The 13,259-nt window shown below is 37.7% G+C and carries 10 protein-coding genes; 1 reads left to right on the top strand and 9 read right to left on the bottom strand.

Translation table 11 applies throughout. From position 1 onward, the window contains the following. The first annotated feature begins 61 nt into the window (after window positions 1-61). On the top strand, window positions 62-2,575 hold the full coding sequence (locus LIT25_27750) for an NEW3 domain-containing protein (GenBank protein USK36548.1): 2,514 nt from the start codon (window positions 62-64) through the stop codon (window positions 2,573-2,575). A 784-nt stretch (window positions 2,576-3,359) separates the two neighbouring features. Here LIT25_27750 and xerS read toward each other — a convergent pair. The 9 genes from xerS to LIT25_27705 all read right to left on the bottom strand — a co-directional run bounded on the left by xerS (window position 3,360) and on the right by LIT25_27705 (window position 12,800). Then, the gene (xerS, locus tag LIT25_27745; GenBank protein USK36547.1) at window positions 3,360-4,478 is read right to left on the bottom strand and encodes a tyrosine recombinase XerS; all 1,119 of its coding nucleotides are present in this window, start codon (window positions 4,476-4,478) and stop codon (window positions 3,360-3,362) included. A 1,772-nt stretch (window positions 4,479-6,250) separates the two neighbouring features. Then, a complete protein-coding gene (locus LIT25_27740; GenBank protein ID USK36546.1) occupies window positions 6,251-6,922 on the bottom strand; it encodes a hypothetical protein in 672 nt (223 codons plus the stop codon). A gap of 64 nt (window positions 6,923-6,986) precedes the next feature. Then, complete coding sequence (locus LIT25_27735; GenBank protein ID USK36798.1) at window positions 6,987-7,145, bottom strand: hypothetical protein; 159 nt, start codon at window positions 7,143-7,145, stop codon at window positions 6,987-6,989. Between the two features lie 219 nt (window positions 7,146-7,364). Next, window positions 7,365-7,553: a hypothetical protein gene (locus LIT25_27730; GenBank protein USK36545.1), complete on the bottom strand. Its 189-nt coding sequence runs from the start codon at window positions 7,551-7,553 to the stop codon at window positions 7,365-7,367. Between the two features lie 26 nt (window positions 7,554-7,579). Continuing rightward, window positions 7,580-7,801: a hypothetical protein gene (locus LIT25_27725; protein ID USK36544.1), complete on the bottom strand. Its 222-nt coding sequence runs from the start codon at window positions 7,799-7,801 to the stop codon at window positions 7,580-7,582. Between the two features lie 23 nt (window positions 7,802-7,824). Beyond that, window positions 7,825-8,724, bottom strand: a complete 900-nt coding sequence (locus LIT25_27720) for a conjugal transfer protein (GenBank protein ID USK36543.1) — start codon at window positions 8,722-8,724, stop codon at window positions 7,825-7,827. A 170-nt stretch (window positions 8,725-8,894) separates the two neighbouring features. Continuing rightward, window positions 8,895-9,230, bottom strand: a complete 336-nt coding sequence (locus LIT25_27715) for a hypothetical protein (GenBank protein USK36542.1) — start codon at window positions 9,228-9,230, stop codon at window positions 8,895-8,897. A gap of 55 nt (window positions 9,231-9,285) precedes the next feature. Continuing rightward, window positions 9,286-10,176, bottom strand: a complete 891-nt coding sequence (locus tag LIT25_27710) for a replication-relaxation family protein (protein ID USK36541.1) — start codon at window positions 10,174-10,176, stop codon at window positions 9,286-9,288. A 14-nt stretch (window positions 10,177-10,190) separates the two neighbouring features. Continuing rightward, entirely contained in the window at window positions 10,191-12,800 is a 2,610-nt protein-coding gene (locus LIT25_27705; protein ID USK36540.1) for a DUF87 domain-containing protein, read from the bottom strand. Window positions 12,801-13,259 lie beyond the last annotated feature (459 nt).

The raw sequence follows: 13,259 nt of genomic DNA, 5'->3' as shown, positions 1-13,259 counted from the left end.
ACCTAGGTAGAAAGGAGTGTCTTATTAACGAGGAAATCAAATAATGAAAGGGGTACGAAAAATGAAGAAGTTTATCGTAGTATTGTTTTCAATCATTCTTATTATTTCTACACTGCCAATCGGAGGAAATGCAACTGCATCACAGAAAGATCCAGATGTAGATTTATGGAATGCTCTTAAACCACTTGAAACCACTGTTACCTTTTTAAATACAGGGGCCCATCCAGATGATGAAAGAAGTGACTTTTTAGCTTATTTATCAAGAGGACTTGGTGTTACCACTTCGAGTCTTATAGCTAACCGAGGCGAAGGGGGGCAGAATGAGATTGGAAATGAGTTAGACAACGCCCTTGGAATTATTCGGTCCAGGGAAATGATAGAAGCGTCCAAAATTACAGGTGTAAAAGCATACCATCTTAGTGAAACGACATCTGATCCTATATACGATTTCGGTTTCTCAAAAACTCCTGAAGAAACTTTAGAAAAGTGGGGAGAAGACCTTACGTACGAACGTTTAATACGTTTTATTCGTACTTATCAGCCAGATATCCTAATGCCATCGTTTAGAAATGATCATACTCAGCACGGGCACCACCGTGCAATGGAGATTCTAAGTGAACGTGCATTTGAAGATGCAGCCAATCCAAAAGTATATCCAGAACACTTAAAAGAAGGACTGTCTGTATGGCAGGTAAAAAAATTATTTTTGCCAGCAGAATCTCCACAAACAGCGACCACCTCTATCGAAATCGGAATGTTCGATCCCATCTACAACATGACCTATCCTCAGTTAGGAGAAGAATCTCGTTACATGCACAAGAGTCAAGGCATGGGTAATGATATTCCTGCTGCTCCTAGACAAATCCATTTAGAACTACTTAAAAATGCAGTTGATACAAAAGGTAGTTTTGAACTCTTCGCCGGGGTTCCATACGATCTGGCAGAATGGGCTCAGGTACTTCCAAAGAAAGAAAAATCCCTGAACGTACATTTTACAAAGTTGCAAAAAAATTTAAACTCTATCATTACAGCTTATCCTAATCGAGATAGAGTATTTACAAAAACACAGAATGCATTGAATGAAGTGCGAAAACTAATTAAGAAAACAGAAAAATCGAAGCTGGATGAGAAGTTAAAGGCAGACCTCCTCCATAAACTTTCTATTAAAGAGGATCAATTAGAAACAGTGAGCTTTGTTTCTTCGAGTCTTGAAGTTTCGGCTAAAGCGGAATCAAATGTCCTGACAAAAGGTCAAACAACATCCGTGACAGTTACGCTTAAGAATGGGGGACAACAAATCCTTAAAGACACAGACATTTTTTTAGACGTTCCTAAACACTGGAAAGCATCAACAAAAGATGATGTGAATGATCTCTCTCCTGGTAAGAAAGTGAAAATACTCTACAAGGTTGAAGTACCTAATAGCGCGAAAGACTATCATGCTTATGACCACCCTGCTATACTTGTCAAAATTGATTTTAAGAATCGCGGAACAAAGACTGAACACACAGAAGATTTAGATGGAACAGTTGCTGTTCTTCCAGATATCTCTCTCACAATGTCTCCTAAAGATATTGTTGTGAATACAGCGAAGGTGCATGAAGAAATGCCTGTTAAAGTAAAACTTAAAAACTATAACAGCGGTAAAATCCAATCATCCGTTTCCTTGAACATTCCTGATGGATGGGCAGTAACGCCAGAAAAAGCATCAGTTAATTTCGACAATCAGTTCGAGGAAAAAGAAGTAGCGTTTAAGCTTATCCCCCCTAAAGACATTATCGAGGGTGAATTTGATATAGGCGCTGAAGCAGTAGCAAACGGAAAAGCCTACAATACAACCATTCAGGAAATAAGCTATGATCACATAGGTACCTTCTATTATCAATATCCAGCACAAATAGATGGAGTTGCCTTTGAGCTGCTGCAGCAACCTAATTTAAAAATAGGCTACATTGATAGTGGGTTTGACACGGTTGCAAATTCTTTAGCGAATACAGGGCTGGATATAACAAAACTGACTGAATCGGATCTTGCAACAGGAGATTTAAGTCAATACGATACGATTGTAACAGGAATCAGGGCATATCTCTCAAGGGAAGACCTGAAGTTTAATAATGCACGTCTTATGAAATATGTTGAAGAAGGAGGACATCTCGTCGTTCAGTATCATAAGCCAAATGACGGCTGGGATGCCATGACGACTGCTCCATATCCATTGACAATTGGAAATCCATCAATTCGCTGGAGGGTAACGGATGAGAATGCAAAAGTAAATATCCTTCAACCAGAATCGCCACTTTTCAACTACCCTAATAAAATTACAGAAAAAGACTGGGAAGGATGGGTCCAAGAACGCGGGCTCTATTATCCAATGAAATGGGACGATCGTTTCGAGACTTTCGTTAGCATGGCTGACCCTAACGAGGAACCATTCGATGGAGGAATTTTGATGGCAAATTACGGTCAAGGAACCTATCTTTATACCAACTTAGTATTCTACCGCCAGATTCAAGGCCAGGTGCCTGGTGGATATAGAATTTTCACCAACCTGATCAGTTACGGAGCAAATAAGTAAAACTTATAAAATATACTGATCAATGAAGATCGTTTTTAATCTAATGAACTGTATTTCATTTTAGAAAACCCTTTCCTAAGGAGAGGGTTTTTCGTATTAATATTTATATAAATTAATACGTTTATGAACTTTAAGTAATTGAAATGAGAGTATGAAGACTATTGCAAATGAGTCCCTGAGTCAAAAGATGAAATTTTACATTTAAAGCTCTTTAAATATTTGCTTTTCATATTTAACGTGCTAAAAAGTCTATGCAAAGCATAAAAAAAGAGTACCATTTGGTACACAACTAATTATCAGACTTATTTTTCAATATTCTTTTAACTTCATAAGTATTTATTTATGACACGAACCAATTCAACAACAACATCGACATATATGTTAATGTTGTTGTTAACGTTATATCATGTAAATTAATTATTGATTGAATTTACAACATAAAAATTGACCGTTTGAACAAAGTAGTGGGTATCATTGTTGGCTTGATGTTGGCTGTTAACGTATTGCATTGCAGACATTGGAAATGGCTTGTAAGATGCTGATTATTTCTCAATCAGCCCAAATCCCAATGTCTGGTTTGTCACTCGATACAGAACGTGATTTTATTAACTTCCTTATCTTTATTATTCCCAATCTATAACTCTTTTATACATATAAATTAATAAAATATTTTCTGGGGGATTAACCAATCTTTCAAAAAGGGCTTTAGAAAAAATGAGGACTTAGCTTTAAAACAGCGAATAAGATTACTAAAAGGGCCAAGTGTGACCCTATTTTGTTTGCTTTACTTATCCTTTAGTTTAGTCCTTCTTAATCCCATCGCTTCAGCAGCCATCTTTGCCTTTTCTTGTGAGTTATGAACATAAAGAACTGAAGTAGAGGTGGAAGTATGCCCCAGTTGATCCATAACCAAAGTAATGTCATTTGTTTCATCCATCAAAGTGGTTGCATATGAATGTCTAAGTTTATGAGGAGACATTCCTTTGTCGTAGGATTTCGTATATTTACGAACTAAGTCTTGTATTGCTCGAACTGAAAGGGGAGAACTCTTACCCTTGTATTTAGATAAGAATACATATTCAAATTCTTCAATGGATCCGCCATACCTTTCATTTCGAATCTGTAAATACTCCTTCAAATCATTCATGGCGTCAGGTATCACTTGAATACTATCCAATTTATTACCTTTTCTAATAATAGATATTCTATTCTTTTTAAAATTTAAGTCTCTCAATCTAATATCTGCAAGCTCATTAACCCTAATTCCACTAGCCAAAAAAAGAGAAAAGATTGCGTAATCCCTTTCCTTATCTCTTAGAAAATAAGATTTTTGCCTATCCGATAGAGATTTTTCATATTCATTCTTTAAGTAATAGAGGAAATCGATATCATCATTATCTACAAATATAGTATCTGTCAATTTTCTACTGCGCTCATTCAGAGTTTCTTTTGGCTTGCTTACACTAATTTTTTGCATGACATTACGATGAAAATAGGGTTCTCCGTCTTCAATGCGTTCTGTTTGAGTTGTTAAGTACTTAAAAAGAGATCTTAAGGCTGATTTTTTTCGATTGACTGATGTTTTTTCACGCGTTTTTTTCTCATGTTTAGATACGACTATTTCCTCATTGGTAACTTTGTTAAAGTAAGCTCTGGCCGCATCAAGGGGTAAATTAGCCAGATCTGAAAGAGGGATGTTAGAGATTGTTAGTGAAGAAGAAAATCCCTCTGTAAGTAACCAATTAAAAAAATCCTCATAATCCAAAAGATAATTAAGCAGGGTGGAGGGGGACCTGTCATTTTCCTCCATTGCTAATACATATTCCTGGACATAATCTGGCATTAGCTTAAGAATGTCTTCATATTTTTGTTTATGAGTAATATGCTGCCTGGATGTAGCCATGAAAACACCTCTTAAAAAATATTGTGTGTATAATACAATTTTTACACAGATTTGTTTACATAATAATTTTATTGTTTATTTACTTAGTAGAAAAGAATGGTTTTGGTATATTCCATGAAATCAATAAGATAATCTTCAAGTATTTTTTTGTAAAATAGCCAAGATTACTTCCTGATAATAATGGACGGCAATGATCCTGAAATAAAACTCTTATTTTTATGTGAAGTTAAGTTCCTTTAACAGTTGATCCAAAATTACAGATTAACTCAATAGAAACATTTTTCTTTTAAACAAATTTAAGATTTTTATTTGCATAGTATTACCCAATGGAAATACCTCCATTAATTGGTTAATTTAATTATAGCAAACGTTTGTTTTGTTTTCTATAATTAAATCTTCGTAAAATTAGTATTATACACGAAGTTTACTTCCTGCTAATCTTCCTCCTCTATGCTGCTTTTAAGCCATTAGTTTATTGGAACCTAACTACAGCGTTTTTTGTTATAGGACCAAAAACAAAAAAGACCAAAAATTTTGGTCGTAAATAAATTAGTTTTGTTCTGTTAATTTTATTTTGATAGGTTCTTCAATTAATTCTATTATTTTCCATAGTGGCCCCTCAATCTACGAATCGTTTCCGTACCCTAACTATAGTAATAATTGAAATAGAGTTTGATGAATCTTCTAGAATTCAGTATTTGTGTATAGCATAGGTATCTTACTCCAGTCTATAAAAATTCATCTTGCTTGTACGACACACCTGTCGCACACAAAAAAACGCCGCATCTCGCGACGTTATCTTAATCTTAAGTAATTGACATAACAAAAATGAGTGTTTATTTTGCACCCCTATACTAAAACCTTCAGATTACGGCTCGTTTGGTATGACAGGTTGGTGTAAGATCTGAACCTACTGATTGTTTTTTTTTAGCCTCTACTTGTACTGACAACAGAAAAGAAATTCTACATTCTATATAATTTTATTAATAAATAATATAATATATAACTTAACATATATGTTAACAACGAAATATAAGTATATTTTGTATAGATATTATAAGCATAATGTGGGAAAAAGGTGATTTATAGGAGGTTATTTAGACATTGGGCTATAGGTGATTTTCTTATGATTATATAACAATCGTAGTAATACAATAAAATATATTGTTTGAGAATTATCATGCTTTGAAGAAGTAGGAAATGAAAGGTTCTAAACTTCACTCTTTTACAAACTAGGAATATGTATGGATAATGATAGGGGTAAAGATAGTGTATTTGTGCAGGCGTTAAGAATACTTTTTGATCAGATGACTGATACAATTTTGATAAAACAGAATGAGAGTTAATTCTCTATTAAAGCAAGACTAAAAAAGCTGAAAAGTACTTCAGCTTTTTTAGTCTATGGTGTGGTAAAGAAGAGCACAATGAAAAATGCTATAACAAGCACACTAATTATAATAAAGTTTGAATCTCCTAATTTTTTCAATAGCTGATTCTACTCCTTATACATTACTTATATCCATTCGATTTGAAATATCTACCATTAAATTATTTATATCCTTTTTACATGGCCATTGAATACATCTTTCCAATATCCTCTAGACATATCTTCAATCGCAACTCCTGTACTGGTTTGCGCCCCTATGAACTTACCATTCCCAACATAGTAGGATAAGAACCCAGCGCCTTATCATGTTTCCATGACAGGTTTCCAAGAACTCTCCCCCGAACCGTACGTACATGTCTCCATGTATACGGCTCTCCACTTAATCCTAGTCTAGTTTTCCACTGTGTAAATCCTTGTGACACTTTGTGCACAGAGCTACGGTTTTACGTTTTCTTCCAAGCATCCTCTTTTCCCATTTTGTTTTACCGCTTAAATCTTTCATTTTTCTTATATGGTGCATCTCAAGAGGAACGTCAGTTTTATCACACCATTCACATTGTCTTGCCTTAAGTCTGTCTATCAGACTTGTTTCTCCCTTGAGTTTCTGCTCATTAGGAAGTAAGTCTTCCGTAATTTCCGTGTTTATCTTCGTATTACACTTGAACCCTTCGGAGTACAACGTAATCTTTCTTTGTCCTTTTTTAGTTTCATACGTTATTGTAAACACTCCATCATGACAGTACTTTTTCGTTATTTTGTGTATGGTGGATTTGTATTTATTAGCGAAGGTTTTGTAAAGACTATATTTCATGTGATAGTAGAATTTGTTAAGCACACTTACATTTTTCGCCAATTTGTAATAGTTGTACATTCCTCTTATTTGTGCATTGTAGATGCTGAGAATTTCCAAATCATCGAAGTCGATTAAACTTGCTCTGTGAGTAGGCATCCAAGTACCTTTTGGCGTTATTTTTAAAGCTCCTATTTCTTTTAACTTATCAACCCATTTTTCCTGCGGTACGTATAGTGTGCATGTATAGGATTTGGTTCTTCTCATCTTCCTATCCTTGCACATTTTTCTGTCTTGATTGCGCGAAATGATCACGTCATATCCTAGGAATCTAGCAGAATTGCTTAATCTTTGTAAAAATAATCTCTTTTTCATCATCTGCTAAAAAATCATAATTGTAACCGGCTAGCTGATAATACGCCCAGCAGGATCCGTCTTGGGAAAATACGAGATTGCCTTCAAAGTATTTAATCGGAAATTCGATGGTCATCAGCTTCACTCCTTTCATGATAGCTAAGTTTCCGGTATCCAACTTTACTGGCATATTTATAAGGCTTTTTTATATCCGATACTTCCTTGTAGCGATTAAGTAGATGTGGAGATAGATGATAGCGTCCGGCACTTATGAAAAACCGATGAGGAGCTTTCCCGTCGAGCAGCTGCTTCGTGAAAAACCACGCGAAAAGTCCCGGCAAAAAGATATATTCAACTAACCCGAGTCTTCAAGTAAACTTAAAGGAGGAAAGTGGTTGAGTACCCACACGAGGAACACTCCACCCCCGAAAAATCCTATCTGCCGATACGTCAGGGGTATCGGCAGTGGGATATCTTGAATCCCGTATAAGACCTTTTCTACCTTCCAGACACTGTTATAGGTGCGTAAGATTTTAGGCTTCATGGTGTTACCTCGCTTTCATCTGTCCTTTAACTTCCGAAAACAGTAGCCCAGAGTTTAGTGCCTAAATCTTTGACGCTGTCTGGCGTAAAGACAAATACGCCTACGATCATGGCGAAAATGGCAAAGCCTACAAATCTGGAAAACTCGCGTCTGACTAAAAAGTAGATGGCAATAGCTCCGATAATCACAAGAAATAATGCTCCTACCTGCGTTGAAAACCAGTTTTGAATATTTTCTCCAAAGTTCATAGTCTTTCATCCTCCTACTAGTTTTATTGATTCTTCATCTCTTTTACAAACAGGCGATTCTCTTCCTTTACTAGGACTAACTCATATGGGTAAATCACTTTTGCTTTGGATTGATTTTCCTGAAAAATCACTGTCACATGAACTTTATATTCATTTTCAGCATCACCCTGCTTAATGATAGTGTCCTTTACTTCTTTAAACGTAGTGATGCCGGTCATGGCTTTGATTTCATCGCTTTTTGTATAATAAGACAATTCTTCCTGAGTTCCTGTGGTATATACTTTGAAAAAGGTAGTGAGTCCTGAAGTAATTTCATCTTGAAGCTGCGAATCTTGGATTTTTCCTTTTTCGCTGATCGAAACGTCTGATGTGATTTCTGGTTTTTTGGCTGGAGGGACAAAATAAGGGACCTTATGAACAACATATGATTTACCATCCGTCTTGACTGGAATAACAATATACTTTTCAAATGGTTCTGATTTTTCTTCTTTAGCCTTAGGGAGAGGTTTTTTATCTTTCTTTGCTTGTTCGACGGCTTTGGCGTCAGGCGGTGTGGTTTTCTTTAAGGTGTGTTGTACTCGAAGGGTAATTAACGCTGTATTTTCTTCTGTTTCTTCTACATTCCAGACTTGTGAATCATCTAACTCGCTGCTCCGTTCCATTCCTTCAAAAGCGAGACCTGCCTGTTCATCAAGTCCTTTGGCAAGGTAGGGGTGAAGCCGTTTGGCTCTGTTTTTTATTTCATCATCGGAGTTCTCCCAGTTGAAGTACTCAGCAGCAAAGTTCTCTGCAAAAGACTGTGCACCGACTTCAGCAGCAAAATTCTCTTCTTTCATTACATCTTCAGCTGGCATATGTTGTATTGCACCCGCACCGGCATTTCCACTTCGTTCAATTGCCGCAACTGACAGAAACAATACCAATGTAAAAGCAGTCCAAAACATTCCTTTAATAATTTTTTTTAATAAGACGGTTCTAGGGTATTCACGTTATTTCATAGTGCCTCCTTTCAAATCTATCAATCTATTACTCATGTGCCTTAATGTCTGGAGCATTTTCCGCAATAAAAATATGGACATAGATTTGGCGGTTACTATTTCATCATTTCATTCATGGCTTGCCTACGGCGATCTTTCCTCTTTGCTTCTTCACCAAAAGCCCAAACCGCAAGACAGATGAAACCAAACATTCCGAGTGTTGCCCAGACCCCGTGTTCCACGTAGAATCCTCTGACAAAAAATACGACATCATCGGCAGCTGCTGCAAAAGCTGGAAACGAATCATACGCAAATTGAAAAAGAAAATAACCGATAGCCACCATTACAGCCATAATGATCACAACGACCGCAAGTCTTCTAATAAAGCTTAACAGCATCTCTTTTATGGAACTCTCCGTTGGTGTAGAACCGCGTTTCACCTTGTAGCCCACCTCTTCTCACCTCCTTTCAAGTTTCTTTTCTTTAAGGTTTCATAATTTTCACAAATCATTCAACTCTATTATATAAACTATATAATTTACTAGAATCTGATGAATCTTTCGCTTTCCAGATCTGACCAAATGGATCTGATATGACATCTTCATAAGTTCCAAACAATAAACTGCCGCCTATTTTTTCGATTTCACGAGAATCTGCTTTTTGTGAGTTTTCCATGATTTTATTGCGCTCAGTATCGTTATTAGAGACGAATAAAACACGGACGACTCGTACACCTTCACCAAAAATCTCATCATTCTCAAATGATCTTTTTCGAACATATTCGTTATAGCGTCTGATTTTATTCAAGGTAACATCCACTCGCTGCCTGCTTCTTTCTAACTCTACAAAAAACAAAAACTTAACTTTTTGACCGTTTATCTCTCTCTCCAATGTAAAAGCACCGTCTGGACGAATCACCGTTGTAGAAGATTGTTTTTTCTTTCCTTCCTTATCTTTCGTGATCTCGCCATAATTACGGAAAGCTCTGCGTTCTGAGAAAAACTCTTTAAATGTAAACAGAATATCTTTTTGTGAGGCATAGGCAGCCTGTATATGTGACATTCTCAAAGAATGAAAAACATAAGTCGGTGTTCTCTGTGTCCACCTTGTATCCCAATCGGCTTCACCTAGAATTTCCTTCACTTCCTGAACCCCTTTTGAATCGAGCGTATAAACGAGTCGGTCTCGCCCTTGCACGGCTGCTTTTGCAACAGGGAATGACTTGATATACCCTTCTGCTTCCATTGCCCTCATTTGCTTTGAAATCCAGTATTTACTGTAAGGCTTTCGATCCTCATGAACATATATATATTTTTCTAAATACTGAACATCAACAAATACTAAATCATGCAATGATACAAACAATTCCTCTTCTAAATCTGTTATTCTTTTGGCCATATTTGCTCCCCCTATTACACCCATAAGTCATCGTTGCTGATGACTTTTTTTATCTCAGCCGTTTTTTCCTCTTTTTTCGCGTCTTCCTTTTCACTTGAAGATCCTTCACTGTCTATTGGGCCGGATTCATGTTGCGTGTTTTTCTCTTTTAGTTTAACAACGTGATCAGTTGATTCTTCCTGGCTATCATTTTCTTTATGGTGATGTTTTTGTTGAAAAGATGACTGAAACTCCACAGTATCTTCAAATGTAATCGTTGCTACAACTTCACACGGGTGATCAAGACGATGGATTTCTAATGAATCCTTATCTTCTGAAAGGTATGAATCGTATGTTTCTTTTTCTGCCTCTTCTGCTTGCTTCTCCTCAAATTCGGATGCAAGAGTCTCCTTTTGTTCAAAATCCAAAGCTTCTGCAAGGGTTCTCTCCTTTAGCTTCGGAATGGAATCTGCGTATAAGGCAGGCCCAGGTGCCTTCATACGAATTAGGAAAGGCCGGGTTCTCTCGTTTCCAACCTGCATTCTCATATACGCGTTATAAGGCTCAATTTGAAGGTAATCCGTTTCTTGAAGTACTTCAGACGACATGGAGCGATTCACATATTGGGCGTCATCAGGTTCTCCCAACCGGAAAGAAACAAAAGTTCCGAAGTTTCTGAATATAGCAGATGCAACTTCTCTCGGCAATTGATCTTTAATCCCCTGCATGCCTAAAATGATGGACGTTTTGTATTTCCTAAGCTGCGATGCAAAAGACTCAATCGCATCTATACTGTGTTCCATCAAGGTCGGAGCCTCGTCTACCATCACAAAATGATAAGGAAGTTTGTGACGTTCAGATGCTAGTGTGTCTACCCTGCTTTTACCGGCAAGCTCCGCATACGTCAAACACATCGAACCGATAAGCTTCTTCTCATCACTTGTTAGCTCGGATAAATCAAGCAAATTGATCATTCCCTGATCCATGCTTTCACGGAAGCGAAGTCCGTTCGTTTTAGCACGAAGCATTTTCCCAAGCACGCTAGATAAGGTGATTTTACGCAGCTTATTGAGTGTTGAATTCGTTTTTGCTTGCAGTTCACGGTCTTGAAGCCCCTGCAGGTTTGCAAAGTACAGATAAAGGTTATTCTCGATTACGTCATCACGATTTAAGCGTTCCAGGATATTTTCACGGTAGTCAGGATCACTCAACAGCCTTTGCAAATTCGGAAGGCTTGCTTCTCCTATGCGCTGAAGAACAATGCCGCCATTTAAGAAATTATCATCAATATTTGGACCCCAAAAATCCTTCCAGGTTCTCTTCAGCACATCCGCCACCGTTTGGGCAATTTTATCTTCTGCCGCCAGAAAATCCACATCATAAACGTTAAAAGGCATCTGGCCTTCTGAAAATTTAATGTATCTGACAAGATGCTGTTTTTCAGGCGGAATCCTTGCAGCAATATCCTGACACAAATCCCCGTGCGGATCAATGATAGTTCCACCAATTGTTGTGCCGGCTCCTTCAAGATTGATTAAATCTTCAACAAGGTTATACATGGCTGTCGATTTGCCCATGCCTGACATCCCAATAAAAGCTGCATGATAACGCAAGGTTGCAAGGTCAAACATGACATCTGTCTCTTTACCGTGATAACGGTGTTCTCCCAGTGAAACAGCTAAGGAAGGATCAAACTCCACATTCTTTAATTCTTTCGGAAGTGGGGTAGAGCGCATCTTTAGCCGGTTGAGTTTATTGCTGTGAACTCTCTCGCTTGGTAGCCTCATCATCGCTGCCATCTCTTCAGTACCTAAAATCACTCGCTTTTTCATCGTCTCCATCGGATAAATGCGATTCTTATACTCCCAGCGAAACAATGGCCGAATCGTACGGAACCACCACCATTCCCGTCCCTTTAGCTGATTTAACCGTCCACATGAAAAAGTGCCGATAGAACCTTTGGCACTCTTAATCAGCTCTTTGGAATCACGTTTGTCTATTCCAAATGCAACAGCTTTAATCGCCACCCTCGAAAGAACCCTCGTCGATTTACCCTCTATCGCTGATAAATACAGTTCATTATCCTTCTCGAGCGTCTCATCATACTCACCCTGCTTATGAAACTGGCGGACAATTCCTCTAAAGCTCTTTTCAGTGCGATAAGCAGGCTGCACAAGAAATTGCATGTGAACCTCCTGGCCATCTTCTAAACCATCTAGAAACTCGACAAGTTCAGCCTGAGTATCAACTACCTCGTTATGATACGTTTTTATAGGCACCGTCCAATGACTCTCGGTGAATAGCTTAGTACCTGCGTGAGGGCGGTTAAAATCAAGGGAGTAATCATTGACTTCCACAATTTCAACATCCGAATGCTCGGCATAAAACTTTGCTTTAAAAGCTCTGCCAACATGTTCATCTGGTACCCAGACAAAATACCGGATCTCCTCTTTCGTTGCAGCAATCTCCCAGCTGATCCATTCCTGCTTAACCCATCTGCGGTACCACGGACGCGTCATAAAACTTAGCATTGTTGTCCAGGCTGTCTCATCCTTGAAATACAAAATCTTAGCATCCATCGTTGTCCTTAACTCATAAACCTTACCTTCTTTCGGAATCAGAAACGGCAACAAATGAAACCTCACACTCATTCACCCCTTCAAAACCAATTCAAAAGTTTCTCAATTAATACAACAATTTCTCATTTACACTCTTCTCATCAAACTAACCAAAAACCCACTTCTCCTAAATCATACTCCGATCCATCTCTCTTGAACTTACTCTTGCTGCACTTGAACTTATACTCTTACTCTCTTGAACTACATCCCTTGAACTCACTCTCTCACTTACTACCCACCACCACTATCTATCTCTCCTCTCCCTTACTACTACACTTACATACTCTCATACTCTTACTCTCTCACTTACACACTACTCTCTACCACCCAACCTTACACACTATATTCCTTTTAGATGGGTAAGTGGATTAGTTATCTAAGGTCCTGCTAAATGGTCACGGAATAACTCTCCATCATGCCGTGACCATTTAGCAGGACTGCACTTGACTTTCCGAGCATTCATAGTTGTATTAGATGTTGTATATA

Origin of the sequence: Bacillus sp. F19 (assembly GCA_023823795.1) — a bacterium.
Classification (GTDB): domain Bacteria; phylum Bacillota; class Bacilli; order Bacillales; family Bacillaceae; genus Bacillus_P.
Note: the sequence above shows the minus strand (reverse complement) of the source record. Positions and strands in the feature narration are given on the sequence as shown.